This window comes from Pseudomonas sp. B14-6 (assembly GCF_013260315.1).
Lineage (GTDB): Bacteria > Pseudomonadota > Gammaproteobacteria > Pseudomonadales > Pseudomonadaceae > Aquipseudomonas > Aquipseudomonas mandelii.
The window spans coordinates 1931598-1948081 of sequence record NZ_CP053929.1 but is presented as its reverse complement, the minus strand read 5'-3'; the positions used below and the strand labels follow the sequence as shown (position 1 = coordinate 1948081).

The 16484-nt window shown below is 61.0% G+C and carries 13 protein-coding genes and 1 pseudogene; 3 read left to right on the top strand and 11 right to left on the bottom strand.

The features are described 5' to 3' along the window. The first annotated feature begins 348 nt into the window (after positions 1–348). Positions 349–1026 (top strand): type 1 glutamine amidotransferase domain-containing protein, encoded by a 678-nt coding sequence (locus HP062_RS08830; RefSeq protein ID WP_010455574.1) that lies wholly within the window; start codon positions 349–351, stop codon positions 1024–1026. Positions 1027–1197: 171 nt separating this feature from the next. Here HP062_RS08830 and HP062_RS08825 read toward each other — a convergent pair whose 3' ends face one another. The 3 genes and pseudogenes from HP062_RS08825 to HP062_RS08815 form a co-directional block, all read right to left on the bottom strand. After that, positions 1198–2589 carry a VOC family protein gene (locus tag HP062_RS08825; protein ID WP_145308224.1) on the bottom strand — a complete coding sequence of 464 codons (1392 nt, stop codon included), beginning with the start codon at positions 2587–2589 and terminating at the stop codon, positions 1198–1200. A 177-nt stretch (positions 2590–2766) separates the two neighbouring features. Next, a pseudogene (locus HP062_RS08820) lies at positions 2767–3713 on the bottom strand (alpha/beta fold hydrolase). A gap of 22 nt (positions 3714–3735) precedes the next feature. Then, positions 3736–5190, bottom strand: coding sequence for an NAD(P)/FAD-dependent oxidoreductase (locus HP062_RS08815; RefSeq protein ID WP_172791278.1), 1455 nt, complete (start codon positions 5188–5190; stop codon positions 3736–3738). A 182-nt stretch (positions 5191–5372) separates the two neighbouring features. Between HP062_RS08815 and HP062_RS08810 the strand changes: the two genes are divergently transcribed. Together HP062_RS08810 and HP062_RS08805 are read left to right on the top strand one after the other, a co-directional pair. Continuing rightward, positions 5373–6446: a diguanylate cyclase gene (locus HP062_RS08810; protein ID WP_172791277.1), complete on the top strand. Its 1074-nt coding sequence runs from the start codon at positions 5373–5375 to the stop codon at positions 6444–6446. A gap of 123 nt (positions 6447–6569) precedes the next feature. Then, a complete protein-coding gene (locus tag HP062_RS08805; RefSeq protein WP_172791276.1) occupies positions 6570–7811 on the top strand; it encodes a M20/M25/M40 family metallo-hydrolase in 1242 nt (413 codons plus the stop codon). Between the two features lie 94 nt (positions 7812–7905). Here HP062_RS08805 and HP062_RS08800 read toward each other — a convergent pair whose 3' ends face one another. From HP062_RS08800 to HP062_RS08765, 8 genes are all read right to left on the bottom strand, one after another. Next, complete coding sequence (locus HP062_RS08800) at positions 7906–8775, bottom strand: oxaloacetate decarboxylase (protein ID WP_010455567.1); 870 nt, start codon at positions 8773–8775, stop codon at positions 7906–7908. Between the two features lie 333 nt (positions 8776–9108). Continuing rightward, positions 9109–10143 carry an arginine N-succinyltransferase gene (gene astA / locus HP062_RS08795; RefSeq protein ID WP_010455566.1) on the bottom strand — a complete coding sequence of 345 codons (1035 nt, stop codon included), beginning with the start codon at positions 10141–10143 and terminating at the stop codon, positions 9109–9111. 61 nt (positions 10144–10204) lie between these two features. Next, positions 10205–11221, bottom strand: a complete 1017-nt coding sequence (locus HP062_RS08790; RefSeq protein WP_010455565.1) for an arginine N-succinyltransferase — start codon at positions 11219–11221, stop codon at positions 10205–10207. A 119-nt stretch (positions 11222–11340) separates the two neighbouring features. After that, positions 11341–12690: an APC family permease gene (locus HP062_RS08785; protein ID WP_077749072.1), complete on the bottom strand. Its 1350-nt coding sequence runs from the start codon at positions 12688–12690 to the stop codon at positions 11341–11343. A gap of 56 nt (positions 12691–12746) precedes the next feature. Beyond that, positions 12747–13499: an N-formylglutamate amidohydrolase gene (locus HP062_RS08780; protein WP_172791275.1), complete on the bottom strand. Its 753-nt coding sequence runs from the start codon at positions 13497–13499 to the stop codon at positions 12747–12749. Next, positions 13483–14814, bottom strand: a complete 1332-nt coding sequence (locus HP062_RS08775) for a glutamine synthetase family protein (protein WP_077749074.1) — start codon at positions 14812–14814, stop codon at positions 13483–13485. Before HP062_RS08775 ends, HP062_RS08780 begins: the two co-directional genes overlap by 17 nt. Continuing rightward, entirely contained in the window at positions 14811–15455 is a 645-nt protein-coding gene (locus HP062_RS08770; RefSeq protein ID WP_172791274.1) for an isochorismatase family cysteine hydrolase, read from the bottom strand. Before HP062_RS08770 ends, HP062_RS08775 begins: the two co-directional genes overlap by 4 nt. Before the next feature lie 2 nt (positions 15456–15457). After that, a complete protein-coding gene (locus tag HP062_RS08765) occupies positions 15458–16312 on the bottom strand; it encodes a MurR/RpiR family transcriptional regulator (protein WP_077749076.1) in 855 nt (284 codons plus the stop codon). Positions 16313–16484 lie beyond the last annotated feature (172 nt).

Below are 16484 nucleotides of genomic sequence, written 5' to 3'. Positions count from 1 at the left end.
TTATCAAGGTCCGTGCCAGAAACGGTTAAGGCTATATAAATCAAGGTGTTGAGGATTTTTTTAAAGTGCCGGGAAGGTTTTTGCAAGGAGCGCCGCATGAATGTGCGCAAGTTCTTGCGCAGCACTGCGCAAGAACTTGCGCACTTGGCCGGAGAGCCTGGCAGGCCGGGCGATCAGCGATCCTGCAAGCGTGTTTGGTGCGAGCAGTGCGCAACTTCTTGCACAGCAAGGCTTTGCGCCATCACGTGAAGGTGTCTGGAACTCGGTGCAACGAATCAATGGGCTGAGTGGTCCATAAAAACAGCGCCGTCGAGCGTCCAAACAACCTGGAAGTGGAGTGAGAACGACATGAAAATCCTGATGGTTTTAACGTCCCACGATCAATTGGGCAACACGGGTAAGAAAACCGGCTTCTGGCTGGAAGAATTCGCCGCGCCGTACTTCGCCTTCAAGGATGCCGGTGCACAGCTGACCCTGGTTTCGCCCAAGGGTGGCCAGCCGCCGCTGGACCCGAAAAGCGACGAGCCGGACGCCCAAACCGCTGCCACTGATCGCTTTCGCAAAGACTCCGCAGCCCAGTCCGCATTGGCGTCTACCGCGCTGCTGAGCACCGCGAGGGTTCAAGATTACGATGCGGTTTTCTATCCGGGCGGTCATGGGCCGTTGTGGGACCTGACCGAAGACAAGAACTCGATCGCGCTGATCGAAGCGTTTATCAAGGCGGATAAACCGGTCGCGGCCGTTTGCCACGCACCGGGTGTGCTGCGTCACGTCAAGGGTGCGGATGGCCAGCCGTTGGTCAAAGGCAAGCGGGTGACGGGGTTCACCAACACTGAGGAAGAGGCGGTGCAACTGACGAAGGTCGTGCCGTTTCTGGTGGAGGACATGCTGAAAGAGAAGGGCGGTGAGTATTCCAAGGGCGCGGATTGGGCAAGTTATGTGCTCACCGATGGCCTGCTGATCACTGGGCAAAACCCGGCGTCGTCCGAGGCTGCCGCTGAGGCGCTGTTGGCAAAACTCCGCTAAACACGGAATCTCAGCGGATTGAAGATTCTATGTGGCGAGCGAGCTTGCTCGCGCTGGGCTGCGAAGCGGCCCCAAAAATTCTACGTATAACGGAGATTTTGTGAGTGCTGCGCACTCAAGCGGGAGCAAGCTCCCTCGCCACACATTGCAATCGGCTGGCAGTTCGTTGAGTCAAATCAGACGCGACAATCTCGAGGTCTCAAAACATTGTTCGATCGAACGCCGCTGCGTCTCGGCATACAAGCCCAATTCATCAATGGTCGGCCGCCCCAGCGCCTGTTCAAAGGCCTGCTGGTTCGAATGCACGCCATAATTCACCTGCGCCGCATCCCCCAGGTTCGACTGGAAAATCCCCGCCGCACTGACCGGCAGAAAATCTTCATACACCAACGGTTCGACCCGCAAGTACCCGCCGCTGAGCAAATCGTCTAGCGACAACGATTTCAGCTCATCCGCCTCCAGGCCTTTTTCCGTGACGAAATAACGAAAGTACGCCAGTTCCTGTTGGCGCATGCCTTCATACGTGTCAGGGAATTCTGCAAAGTGCTGCGTCATCAGCGCGTTGTAGCGTGCGGCATTGGCCTCGTTGGGGAAGTCCTGCAACTCATCACGGGCTGCGTTGAGCAGGCGGTCGTAAAGTGCCCGGCCTTTTGGGGTGAGCGCCGCGCCACGCTGTTCGATTTCACCGAAGCGTGCGCTGTGGCTGCCGCGTGTCCCGGCTTGATCGGTAAAGGCAATCGGTTCGTCGAGCGCCTTGAAACTGGTCTGGCGCAGCAGGATCGGGCACTGACGGCGGGGCGGGCCTTCGATCACGGCTTTGGGCGTGATGCCGTGGGCGGGCATTTGCGCCTGGACGATGTCGATGTCCAAGGTGCGCGGCGTCAGGTGATTGATGTGCGGGCCTTTGAACGCGACCACATCGGCAATCAGGCGATGCTGTGCGCTGAGTTTCTGGTACTGCTCGGCGGTGACCGTGGCGCTGTGGTGCCAGCGGAAGGTTTCAAGCGCCTGTTCGACGAAGTCCTGCGCCTCTTGTTCGTTCAGACCGCCTGCGGTTTCGGCGCGGTCGATCAGGGCAAGGGCTGTCGGGGTGAAGATCTGGCGTTTATCCAGCACCGATTGAGCGAAGGCTCGCAGCTCCAGGTCTTCGATCAGTTCCAGGCGCAGCAGTGAGGTGAATACCCGGAACGGGCTGACTTGCAGGGCGGTTTCATGCACGGCGCGGAACGCGGTGGAGTGCACCGGCACGCCGGCCGGGGTCAGGTCGTAATAGCCCACGGGTTGCATGCCCATGACCGCGAACAATCGGGCGAGGGTGGCCAGTTCGCCAGCGGTGCCGACGCGGATTGCGCCGTGACGCTCCAGGTCCAGCCGCTCGATTTCGCCGGTGCTGTTCAGCTGGCGGGCCACCTGCGGATCGCTGTCGAGCACGTGACGGTTGGTCTGCTCCACGAGCTTCATCAGCGCGCCGTACAGCGGCACTTCTTCGCGGTACATGTCGGACATCGCTTTGGAGAAGCGTTGGCGGATCAGGTCAGGGCTGACGAAGCTTGGGTGGCTCATGAAAAAAATTCCTGGCGCGGTGACGTGAAGGATGGGGGAAAAGATCGCAGCCTTCTGCAACGCCGACAAACGAAGAATCTTACGGACTTCATTCTGCCAAGGACTGCTTCGCACTATTGGCTGCCCACAAACCCTGTAGGAGCGAGCGGACGGCGGTCCTGCAGGATTGATTGGCGACTATAGGTGCGAACGGCTCTCCGAACGCAGCGATCCGAGGAACTCCCGATACAACCGTGCCGTATTGGCCGGTTGTTCGACCATCGGCATATGGCCAATGTGGTCCCAGATGTCCACGCGCAAATCAGCAATGCCTTTACTCCAGACCGCCACGCTGCTGACATCGATCAGACGGTCCTTGCGCCCCCACAGCAGCAGCGCCGGGCACTTGATGTCTGGGAGTTTGGGCTCCATCGGCGGGCTGGCGCGGAAGTCGTTGAAGATTTCTTCCAGCTCATCACGACTCTGTTCATAACGCTGGGCGATGGCGTCCAGCACCACGCCCGGCACCCACGGTGGCTCGGCCATGGTCATGGCGTAGAAGCGCTGGAATTCTTCCCGCGAGTTGATCAGAAACGGGTTGTGCCCCTTGGCCAGATGTCGCTCCAGGTCGCTGGCCTCGGGGCGGTGACGCCAGCCGGGTCGATCAGGGCGACGGAGGCAATCCGGTCCGGGTACGTCGCCGCCAGCCACGCGGCGATGTAGCCGCCCATCGAATTGCCGATCACATGGACCTTTTCGACTCCGCAAACGTCCAGCAGCTGAATCATCCGCTTGGCCTGCAGCGGGATGTCATAGCCGCCACCGGCCTTGAAGCCGGTTTCGCCGTGACCGGCGATGTCCGGGATGATCACCCGATAGTTGCCGACAAAATGCCGGGCGAAGCGCAGCCAGATGTTCTTGTCGGCGCTGTAGCCGTGCAGCATCAGCACACTGCTGGACGCTTCATAGGGCCCGCCTTGCCAGGTCGAGACGGTCATTTCCGTGATGGGTACGACGATTTTGTGCAGCCGATACAGCTTGGCTTCCAGGGCCATATTCAGGTCATAGAGCCAATAGCCGATGGCCGGGTAACTTAGCCAGCTCCAGGCCACAAAAACCGCGATAAGGACAACCAACACAAGCATCAGGCATCTTCCTTTTACGTGTTCAGGACAAAATGTGGTCGGCGGGTTTCAGTGCCCGGGTCAACCGGTGATAGCTGAAACTGAACCCCGGGAACATGGCGATCACATGACCGCTCTTGCTTTGATACCAACTGTGGCAGCCCCCGGACTTCCAGACGGTGCGCTCCATTTCACGGTGGATCATCTCAGTGTAGGTACGTTCTGCCTCGGGGCGTACTTCGATGCTGCGCAAACCCTTTTCTTTCAGCGTGCGGATGCAATCGAGGATGTAATTCATCTGTGACTCGATGATGAACAGCGCCGAGGTGTGGCCGATGCCGGTATTGGGCCCGGTGACGATAAACAAGTTGGGAAAGTCCGGCAGGCTGGTGCCCAGATAAGCCCGCGGGTACTGGGCCCAGACGTCTTTGAGCCGGGTGCCGTTTTTACCGGTGACCGGGTAGGAAATCACCCCGTCGGTGGCGTCGTACCCGGTGGACCAGACGATCAGGTCCAGGTCGATGTGCTGACCGTCCTGGGTGACGATGCCGGTTTCGTCGATGGACGCGATGCCTTGTTCGCGGCTGTGCAGCGTCACGTTGCTGCGCCCGAGTGCCGGGTAGAGGGTGCTTGAGACGATCACTCGCTTGCAGCCGATGGTGAAGTCCGGTGTCAGTTTGCGACGCAATTCGGGGTCAGGCACCTGGCGCTTGAGGAAGCGCAGGGCGTGTTGCTGGACCATGCGGATCGCCGGTTTCGAGTATTTGAAGGCAATCACCCGGGTTTCGAACTGCCAGTAGAGCATCCAGCGCAGCAGTTTGTATGCCGGTTTGAGGCCCAGCAGCCAACGCTGGAAAGGCCCGAAGGTACGGTCGGCGCGGGGCAACACCCAGTGCGGCGTACGCTGGAACACATGCAAGCGCTCGACGTCTGGGGCAATGGTCGGAATGACCTGGGCCGCACTGGCGCCGCTGCCGACGATGGCGACACGTTTGTGCCGGTAATCGAAGGTGTGATCCCAGTTGTTGGTGTGAAACGTCTTGCCCTGGAAGCGTTCCTGGCCTTCGAAATGAGGCACCACCGGTTGACTCAGCGGCCCCGTCGCGTTGATCAGGAACTGCGCGTAAAACGTGCCTTTGGCGCCGGTGTGCACCGCCCAGCGCTGGCCGTCGGCGTCCCATTCGATGCGCTCGACATTGGCTTGCAGTTCGACCTTGTCCCGCAGGCCGAAGTGCTCCACCACGTACTGGGTGTAGTGATGCAGTTCAGCCTGACCGGCGAACATTTGCGTCCAGCGGTAAGGGGCGAAGGACAGCGAATAGAGCGGCGAGGGCACATCGACGGCCGCGCCGGGGTAGGTGTTCTGGCACCAGGTTCCACCAAAAAAGTCCCGTCGTTCCAGCAGGCGAAAATCGTCGATGCCTGCCTTGAGCAGATTGATCGCCGCGCACTGACCGCCAAAACCGCTGCCGATGATCAACACCTGAAAAGTCTGCATGGGTCTCCTTTATCGTTGTTTATCCAACTCTTCCTTCATGTATAGCCCAAACATGGCCGACAAAGACTGCGCAGGATTCAGGCTGCCCGCCGGTGATGGCTATTTAACGTTGCCCTGATAGACTCCCACCACACCCGCACCCCGTGTTTTGTCGGGTTCCGTTGTGTGACGCAGAGGCCCTTATGGGAAAAACGGGAGGAAAAGGGCTTTCACTGGCCAGAAGGCTCTATACATCGCGAACCCTGGGCCTGGCCTTGGGCCTGTTGTGCGTAGGCGCGGCGATGTATCCACTCAAGCCGGCGCCATGGGTCTGGGGGCTGATGGTGGTCAATGGCGTGCTCTGGCCGCATGTTGCCTATCAATGGGCGCGTCGGGCGAAGGTGCCGTTTCACGCCGAACATCGCAACATTCTCGTCGACGCCTTTCTCGGTGGATTCTGGGTCGCTGCCATGCAGTTCAATCCACTGCCGAGCGCGGCGACGCTGTCCATGATGGCCATGAACAACGTGGCGATCGGCGGTTTGCGGTTCCTGCTGGTGGGCACGGTTGTGCAGATTCTCGGGGTGGGTGTCGGCCTGCTGGTGTTCACACCGGCCTTTGTTGCGCAAACCAGCCCGTTGCAGCTCTACGCCTGTCTGCCCTTGCTGAGCCTGTATCCGCTGGCGCTGGGCTGGATCTGTTTTCAACAGGCCACCACCCTGGGCCGCCAAAAACGCGAATTGCTGGCCCTGAGCCGTACCGACAGCCTCACCGGCCTGCTGAACCATGGCGCCTGGAAAGACCAGCTGGAAGTTGAATTCCAGCGTTGCCAACGCCAGCAGCAGGGCGGGGCGATTGCGTTGATCGACATCGACCATTTCAAGACCATCAATGACACCTACGGCCACGTCGCCGGGGACATCGTGCTGCGGCAACTGAGCAAAATGCTCAAGCAGAACTTGCGGGCGACCGATGTGGCGGGGCGCTATGGTGGCGACGAATTCTGCGTGCTCCTCCCGGATTTGCCCCTCGACAGCGCAGCGGCTGCCATGGACGCCTTGCGTGATCGCTTCGCGACCCTGGGCTACGAGCAGAACCCGGCGCTGAAAGTCAGCTTGAGCATTGGCCTGGCGGCATTCGACCCGTCACACACCGACGCCACGTTGTGGCTCAATGATGCCGACCAGGCGCTCTACCAAGCCAAGACCACCGGCCGCAACCGCGTGATCTACCGCATAGACGGCAAACCCCATCACGAGCTGCTCGACCCGGTCTGAGGGCCTGCACACATCCCCCTGCGGGATCGGCCTCAGGTTCGTGTGCGTCGCATTCGGTCTAGAGCCTTGCGCCGTAGTCAGGTAGGGTGTTTTTGACCCCCGACACGAAACAAGGATCGATTCATGACGCTCAATCTCCCTCGTTCCCTGCTGGCCACCAGCCTAGGCCTGACCCTCGCCCTCGGCGCATTCGCCCCTGCAGCCTTCGCCGAACCCCACAAACAAGTCCTCGCCGACGCCGAACAGTACAAGGGTGAAGCCCTGAAACTGCTGGAGCGTCTGGTAAACATCGACTCCGGTTCCGGCTATGAACCCGGGCTGACGCAAGTGCGCGACATCGCCATCGACGAGTTGAAAAAACTCGGCGCCACCATCGAACTGGTACCGAACACACCGGACAAAAGCAGCCACGTGATCGCGACCCTCAAAGGCACCGGCAAGGCGAAAATCCTGCTGATGGCGCACATGGACACCGTGTTCAAGGAAGGCTCGGCCGCCGAGCGCCCTTTTCATATCAAGGACGGCCGCGCCTACGGGCCGGGCGTGATGGACGACAAGGGCGGCATCGTCGCCGGGATCTACGCACTGAAAGTCCTGAAAAACCTCGATTTCAAGGACTACGCTCAAATTACCTTCCTGCTCGATGCCAGCGAAGAAACCGGCTCGGACATCGCCACCGACCTGATCAAGAAAACCGCCAAGGCCCACGACGTGACCCTCAACCTCGAACCGGGCCGCCCGGCGGATGGCCTGGTGGTGTGGCGCAAAGGCAGCGCGACGGCGGTGGTGGAAGTCAAAGGCAAAGCCGCACATGCCGGTGTTGCGCCGGAGCTGGGGCGTAACGCGGCGATGGAGGCGGCGCACCAGATTCTGCAACTCGGCAAACTGGGCGACGCCGAGAAGAAAACCACCATCAACTTCACCGTGATCAAGTCGGGCGATCGCACCAACGTGATTCCGGACCAGGCCACGGCCAAGGCCGACGTGCGGGCGGCGGTACCGGAAGAGTTCGACCGGATCGAGAAGGACCTGGCGCGGGTGTCCAAGGACAAGCTGATTCCTGATACCGAAGTCACCACCACGCTACAACGCGGTTTGCCACCGATGCCGCAAACGGCGGAATCGGATCGGCTGATGGCCATGGCTCAGGGGATTTACGGCGAGATCGGGCGCAAGTTGACGGAAGAAGGCAGCGGCGGGGCGGCAGACGCCAGCCTCTCGGCCGGGGTGGGTACGCCGACACTGGATGGGTTCGGGATTGTCGGCGGCAATATTCATACGCCTGAAGAATACGCGGAGGTGGAGAGCGTAGCGCCGCGGATTTATCTGCTGTCGCGGATGATCATGGAGTTGGCGAAGCGCTGAAAATTGTTCCCTGTGGCGAGGGAGCAAGCTCCCTCGCCACAGGGATTTTTGGTGTTAGTAAAATCGATGTCCTACAGCGCTACAAGCAGCAGCGCTATTCCTTCACACTCATGAACTCTTCCGCCCAACGGATATATTCCTCAGGCTGCGTATACGTATGAGTCAGCTCGGTAGCGCTCAAATCCGACGCCTGGGTAAAGATCTGCCGTTGCTCGCGCAGGCTGTCATACGTCGCCTTGATCGCCGCGAAGTACGCGCCATGACCATCAATGGTCACCCGCACGCCCAGTTCGGCCAGGCGTTTGTCATCGCGCAGCAGCGGGTTGCCGTAGGTGACCAGCATCAGTGGCACGCTCAGGTGTTCGGCAATCTGTTCGAGGTGATCGAAGTCCCGCACGCCCACCATGCAAATCCCGTCCGCACCGGCCTGCTGGTAATGACAGGTGCGGCTGATGACTTCCTGAACCGGCAGGATCCCGGCGTTGGTCCGCGCGATGATCGCCATTTCCGAGTCGACCCGGGCTTCCAGTGCCGCGCGAATCTTGCCGACGCCTTCCGCCACGCCGATCAGGTCGGTGGATTTGCGGCCGAATTGCGCCGGCAGCAGGGTGTCTTCGATGGTCAGGGCGGCGATGCCGGCGCGTTCCAGTTCGACGATGGTGCGCATCACGTTGAGCGCGTTGCCATAGCCGTGGTCGGCGTCGGCGATGACCGGCAATTGGGCCACTCGACCGATGCGCGTGGCCTGTTCGGCGAACTCGCTGAGAGTGATCAAGGCAAAGTCGGGAGCGCCCAGCACCTGCAACGAGGCAACAGAACCGCCGAGGATGCCCACTTCAAACCCCAGGTCAGCGGCAATGCGGGCCGACATCGGGTCGAAGACCGACGCCGTGTGATAGCAGGTGTTGGAAGCAAACAGCTCGCGGAAGTTACGGCGCAAATCTTGATGAGAAAGCCTGGACATATGAGTTCCACCAATACAAAGGAATGGAAAGGCTTGAGCAAAGGTGTCAACGCCGAAGGAACAAAAGGCTATCACGCGAAGGAGGGGAAGATGATGACGAATTTTGCTGGGGGCTCAGATAGACGCGGACCTCTGTGACGAGCGGGTTTACCTGTGGTGAGGGAGCTTGCTCCCGTTCGGCTGCGCAGCAGTCGTAAACGATGGGGGCGGTGTGTCTGGAAAAATAGATTAGGGTGGCAGTTTTGGGGCCGCTTCGCAGCCCAACGGGAGCAAGCTCCCTCGCCACAGGTGAACCGCACTCACCACAAGGGTGGGGGAGGACTCAGGATCTGATCACGCTGCCACCGCCTGCTGTTGCCGATTGGGTAACGGCACGGCCCGCACCGAGTTACCCGGTTGCAGTTGCAGGCGTTTGGCCGTGAGTCGGTCGACGACCAGGCTGTTGCCCACCAGCCTGGCCTGGGCGGTGGTGATGCGGCAGTTTTCCAGGCGGCGATTGTGGATCAGCCACACCGGGGCCTGCTCGTCGGGCGTGCCGATAGCCAAAACCAGCGGTTGGCTGTCGCGCACGGTGCGGATTTTCGCGACCGGGGCTTCGATCACCGGGCCTGCGTCGAAGATGTCGATGTAACCCTGATGCACAAAACCTTCGGCCTTGAGGATCTTCAGTGCCGGTTCGGTGTTTGGGTGGGCCTGGCCGATGACGGCCTGGGCCTGTTCGGTGAGCAGGCACGTGTAAAGCGGCTGGCGCGGCATCAGTTCGGCGATGAACGATTTGCTGCCCAGCCCCGACAGGTGATCGGCGTGGCTGAAATCCATCTTGAAGAAGTGCCGGCCCAGGCTGTCCCAGAACGGTGAACAGCCGTGTTCGTCGGCGCTGCCGCGCAGTTCGGCGATGAGTTTGTCGCCGAACAGGTGCGGGAACTCGGCCACGAACAGCAAGCGCCCCAGGGACAGCAACCGACCGTTGCTGCCGTGGCGTTGATCGGGGCGCAGGAACAGCGAGCAGATTTCCGATTGCCCGGTCATTTCATTATTCAGGAACAGCGTCGGAATCTGCCGTTGAATACCCAGGTCCGGCGACGAACTGACGGTGAGCCCGACCCGATAGTTGTACCAGGGTTCACGCAGGCCAACGGCACCGGCCAGCGCACTGATGCCGACCACTTGCTGATCGTCATCTTCCAGCACGAACAGGTAATCGGCATCTGCACGCTCGACCTGCTCGGCGAAGGTCCGCTGGGCCCAGCGCACCCGGTGCACCAGGCGTTCTTCGTTGGCCGGCAGGGTGGTAAACCCGGGGCCGGCCTGTTGCACCAGATCCATCAAGGCGGGCAGGTCGGTGATGCGAACCGGGCGGACAATCATGATGCAGCTCCTTCTTCGCGCCAGTTCGGGCGCTGTCGTTGGGCATGGGGCCGGGTGCTGCTCACAGGGCGATCAGCCGGATCGGGCTGCCATCGGTGACGTTCAGGGCAGCACACATCTCGGCGCTCAACCCCACCGGTTGCCCGGCCTGGACATTCAACTCGGCGACGATCGCGCGATAGTCCTTCAGCGCGTCATTGCTCACCAGGTAACGGCCGCACGCATCGATCAGCGAAGCCCGTTGCGTCGTGCCGGTCTGGCTTTGGGCGATGGAGAGAATGTTCGAGGTGCGCGCGTACAGCGTCGGCCCACCGTCAAACAGGTCGATGTAGCTGTTGGTTTCAAATCCCTCACGCTCAAGAATGTCGAAGGCCTCCTGGCCATCGGGGTGGATCCGGCCGATGCAATCCTGCGCAGCCTGGGGCAGCATCGGCACGTAGATCGGGTATTGCGGCATCAGTTCGGCGAGGAAGGTCCGGCTCTCCAGACCGCAGAGCCGCTCGGCTTCGGCGTAGGGCAGGTCGAAGAAATGCTTGCCCAGCGCATCCCAGAACGGTGATTGCGCCTCCTCGGTGCTGAAGCCGACGATCTCGGTGATCACCGCTTGCGCAAAACGCTGCGAATGGGCGGCAATGAACAACAGGCGCGCCCGGGACAGCAACTCCGAAAACGCTGTGCGCACCAGCGCTGTTTCGATGTGAAAGCCCCGTAGCAAGGTGTGGCCGCTGAGGTCCTGACACAAAGACAACGCCGGTACGCCGTGCTCGATGTTCAGCTCCCGGGAGGCGCTGGTGAAGTGACGGTTGCGCAAACTGTAGAACGGTTCGTTGAAGCCGGCGGTGGCAAGGATCTCCGAGCACCCCACCAGACGCCGGGCCGCGAGATCCTCCAGCACGAAGAAATAGTTCTCCGGGCCATGACCTTCCACGTCTTTGTCGAACGAGGCGCAGGAGTCGAGAATTCGCAGGCGCAGGCGTTCAGTGTCGTCCGGCAAGGACGTGACACCGACCAGGCTGTCGCGCGCCAGTTGCTGTAACTGGGGCAGGTCGGCTAACTCGACTGGGCGTAAGACCAGCATGGATGTACTCCTGTATCAAAGGGTTCGGCGCTGTGTGCCGAACCTGACTATCACTGTCGGTTTCCACGCATTAAATCGGCGGTCGCCTGATTTCTTGTCAGACGCCGCTCTTTTTCTTGTCAGCCGTTGCTCGGGTCGGGCAACGCTGTGCTGGCGCCCAGTTTGTTGAGGAAAAACAGATACACCAGGCCCAGGGCAATCCAGATCAGTCCGAGTTTTTGTGCATCGACCCCCATGTTGTACATGATGGCCGCGACGATGATGAAGCCAACCACCGGGCAGACCAGGTGACGGATCACCTGGCCGGACTTCTGCCGACGCCAGTAGTAATTGATCACGGTCAGGTGCAGCAACATGAAACCGCTCAGCGCGCCGAAGTTCACCAGCGAAGTGAGGGTGTCCACCGAGTTGATGAACAGGTAGCAGATCACCAGCGACAGTACCGCTACGAGGTAAATGCTCAGGTAGGGGGTGTTGTGTTTCGGGTGAACCTTGGCCAGCACTTTCGGCAGCTTGCCGTCCCGGGCCATGCCGAACAGCAGACGCGATACCGCCGCTTGCGAGGTGATGGCAACCGCCACGCCCCAGGCCAGGGCGGTGGCCACGCCAGTCAGGGTTGCCAGCCAGCTGCCGGCAGCGATTTCGGCGATTTCATAGAACGCGGTGTCGGCGGAGGTGAAGCCCATGCCGGCCGCCAGGTCTGTGGCAATCCAGGTTTGCACGACGAAGATCACGCCCATCACCAGCAGCGTAATCAGCGCTGCCTTGCCGACGCTGCGGCCAGGGTCGCCCTTGATTTCTTCGGCGAGGGTGGAGATCGCATCGAAACCGAGGAAGGACAGGACCGCAATCGACACGGCTTGCATCAGCAGGGCGAAATTGAAGGTGTCCGGGTTGTACAGCGGCGCCAGGGTCAGTTGACCGTTACCGCCGCCGCTGTGCAGCGCATTCCAGGCGTAGAACAGGAAGATCCCCAGCACCACCAGTTGCGCCAGCAGAAAGACAATGTTCATGCGGGCAGTGAATGTAATCCCCCGCAGGTTGACGAAGGTCGCGCTGACCAGAAACGCCAGAATGAAACCGACCTTGGGGATGTCAGGGTAAAGGTGATTCAGCGCCATGGCCGCGTACACGTAGAGCAGCGGTGGAATCAGCAGGTAATCGAGCAGCATCAGCCAGCCGGCGATAAACCCGACATGGGGGTTGAGGCCGCGTTGCGCGTAGGAATACACCGAGCCGGCAATCGGAAAGGCCCGCGCCATGCTGCCGTAACTCAGGGCGGTGAACAGCATCGCCACCATGCCGATGATGTAGGCCAGCGGCACCATGCCGGGTGCTTCGGCGTTGACGTAACCGTACACACCGAACGGGGCGATGGGGATCATGAAGATCATCCCGTACACCACCAGGTCAGTCAGCGACAGGCTACGTTGCAACTCTTGCTTGTAGCCGAATTCTTCTAATTCCATGAAGCCCTACTCCTTGGGATGAAAGCAGCTGCATGCTGCGGGTTTGACGCGATTTCTTACAACAGCGGAGCCAGATAACCTGCCCAGCGACTGACGTTTTCAGCGGTGCGCAGCAAATCGTTGCGCACCTCGATCAACACCGATTCCAGTCCCCGTGCATCGCCGTGCACCGGCACGGTCATGTCGCCCAGCGGGTTGATTTTGTACGGCTCATTACTGGCAACCTTCAAGGGGTGCTGGCTCAACCCGTCAATCAATCGTTGGGCGTAGTCCCTGGCTTCGCCAAACAGCACGCCGACTTCCAGCGCGCGCGGTTGGCCGTGGAAAACCGGGGTGAAACTGTGAATGCCGACCACCCGGACCGGCCGCCCTTGGGCGATTCGTTGGTCGATCAAGGTTTGCAGCCGGGCATGAAACGGCTTGAACAGGCATTCGCGGCGGTACTCGCGCGTGACTTCGTCCAGATCCCGATTACCCGGTATCGGATAAATCTCGCTCTGCAGCGGGATGCTGTCCGGGGCATGGCGCGGGCGGTTGAGGTCAATCAAGAGCCGTGAGTAATTGGCCGTCAGCAACGTCGCCCCCAGTGCCTGGGACAAACCTTCAGCAAGCGCCAGCGCACCAATGTCCCAGGCGATATGCTCGCGGGCCGCGTCGTGACTCAGGCCCAGGTCATTCAACCCGGGTGGAATAAAACGGCTGGCGTGTTCACACACCAGAATCAACGGGTGCGCCGAGCCTTCGCGGCTCAGGGTGTACGCGGGCTCGGTGTACAGGCCAAGTTCAGCGGATTCAGTACAGGCGTGCATAGTGCTCACAGCGTTCGGCGGGGGACAGCTGTTCCGTCAGCGTCAGCTCCTCGGTTTTAAGGGCGAACCAGGTGTCCATCAACGCGCTCGGCAGGGCTTCGATCAGCGCCTCGCTATTGCGCAGGCACTCGAGCGCCTCGGCAAGGGAGGCGGGCAGGGCGACGATGCCGTGGGCCTGGCGTTGTTCTTCGTTCAGGGAATCGGGGATTTCATCGGTGATCGCGTTCAAGGCCAGGCGTTGCTCGATGCCCAGGCGACCGGCGATCAGCAGCGCGGCCATCGCCAGGTGCGGCGACGCCGTGGCGTCCATGGCGCGAAATTCCAGGTTGTATTGCGCCGCCACCGATTTGCCGCCCAGACTCACGGTCGGGCAGATCCGCAGCGCCGCTTCGCGGTTGCGCTGGCCGAGGCAGGCGTAGGAGGCGCTCCAGTGATGCGGCTGCAAGCGCTCGTAGGACACCGGTGTCGGTGCGGTAAACGCGCACAGCGCTGGCAAGTAATGAAGGATGCCGGCGGCCCAGTGCTGGCCGAGGGTCGACAGGCCATTGATCGTGCCGGCGTCGTACATCAGCGGTTGGCCGTCCAGATCCAACAGGCTGACATGCAGATGGACGCCGTTGCACACGGCATGCTCGGACGTCTTCGGCGCGAAGCTCACGTCCAGGGCCATCTGCCGGGCGATCTCGCGGGTGATCTCGCGCACGTTCACCGCACGGTCCGCAGCGGCCACACCGAGGGCGGGGCGGCAGGTGATTTCGTATTGATGCTTGCCGTATTCGGGCAGGAACATTTCCGGTTCGACGCCACCGGCGCGCAGGGCGCTGAGCAGCCAGCCACCGAACTCGGCGCCCTGACGCTGGGCCTCAAGGGAGAACGCCAGCTGATCGGCCGCGCCGCTGCTCAGGTTGAATTCATGTTCGAACGCGGCGTTGACCTGCAAGCCCAATTCGGCGCGATACCGCTGCACTTCATTGCGCAACAACGTGCGTGGGCAGGCGCCCCACGGGCGGCCATCGGTTTCGTGAATGTCGCTGTGGATGAAGTCCAGCGCCGGGGCCGCGGCATCCGGGCCGTTACTGACTGTCACCCGGCTGCTCAGGTCGGGAATCAGGCGTAAATCGCCATAAGCGCCCCACGGGTTGGTGGAGGCGATGATGTCTTGCGGGGTCAGGGCGCTGTTGGCCGGCACCCAGCCGCAGCCCGTCGCCAGGTAATGTTCAAGTTCGTCCGTCGGGAACGAACGGCCACGTGTCACGCCGATCAGGTCGGTGGTGACGAGGGTGGTCATGGGCAGCGGCGACAGGCGTTCGCTCATGCTTGCATCTCCTGCAACCGGCCGAGCACGGTCTGGGTGTCGGTGATCCAGCAGTAACCCTTGATCGCGTTCAGGCAGGCTTGATGACGCTCCGGCGTGTAGGTCGCGCAGGCATCCTCCACTAGCGTCACCAGGTAGCCAAGGTCGGCGGCGTCACGCACCGCCATGTCCACGCACTGGTCGGTGACGATGCCGGCGATGATCAGGTGCCGCGTTTCAAGGTTGCGCAACACGTAGTCGATGTTGGTGGAGTTGAAGACCCCGGAAGAAGTCTTGGGCAAGACGATTTCGTTTTCTGTCGGCGTCAGGTCGTCGATGATCCGCGCCTGGGGGCTGCCCTTGGGCAAGTGCATGTCCGAGAGCTTGTGGTCCAGCGAGCGGTCGCGGCCGTCGGCGGTCAGGCTTTCGATGATCGTGTGCAGCACATTTTGCTGCGCGCTGCGAAAGGCACTGAGCAACCGGCGTTGATTGGGCACCACCTGCATGTGGGTGCGGGTCAGGAAGTACTCGCCATCCGGTCCGTTGAGGTGCGGGTCGAACTGCGGCTCGAGCCAGGCACGCTGCATGTCCACCAGCAACAGCGCGGTGTGATCGGCAGTGAACGGCAAGTCCCGGGGCGAGTGGTGGGGGAGCGTGAACATCCTTATTTATCCTCCAGCAGGTGGGTGGCGAAATCGGTTCGCAGGGCATCGATGCCTTCCAGGCGATCGGCCAGCTCCGGGCTGCGCAGGGTCAGGCAGGCAATCAGCGCCTCGATCTGGGCCAGCGCCGGAACCATGGTGTCGAAGGCCGACACCGATTCCACCGGCGCACTGATAATCAGGTCGGCCATTTCCCGCAGCGGTGAAGCATAGATGTCCGTGAACAACACCACCCGGGCGTATCGGCTTTTCGCCGCATTGGCTACGCGCAAGGCCTGTGACTGGTAGCGGCGATAGTCGAACACCAGCACCACGTCCTGACGCTGCACGTCGAACAGCCGGTCCGGCAGTTGTGCGTTGTCTTCCAGGGCGAAACAGCCCGGGCGCAGCAGGCGCAAATGGTTGAGCAAATAATTGGCGAGGAAACTGCTGAAGCGCCCGCCAAAGCAGTGAACCTGATGACGGGTATCGAGCAGCCACTGCACCAGAATCCGCACATCTTCGGGTTGGGTCAGCGCATGGGTATCCACCAGCGCCCGATGGGTCTCCGCCAGGTAATGGCTCCAGGCGTCGTCTTTCTGAACATGAGAACGAAGCTGCAACAGGGCGCTGGGGGACCGGAGGCGGTGGTCCATGTCACTGAGCAAGGCATCCTGGAAATCGGCGTAACCGCTGAAACCCAGTTTTTTCACCAGCCGTACAATGGTGGGGTCGCTGACACCGGCATGTTCGGCCAAGCGTGACATCGGTCCCAGCCCGTTACGCGGGTATTGGTCCAGCAAGGCACGGATGACTTTGCGTTCCGCCGGCGTAAGGTCCAGGGCGGGATCGGTGATCAGGTCTCTGAGAGAGGGCATCCGGGCTCCTGCTGGATGGGTATGTCGGTTTTGTTTCATAAATCGCTAAAACAGTATTTATGTAGCGCATGCTACATGTCTAGCGAATTTTTCCGTGGTTTTTTAAGGCCCCAAAATGGGGCGAAAAGCCCGTGCGCTGAGGGCTACACGGAAGTCGACTGGCTTTGTAGTC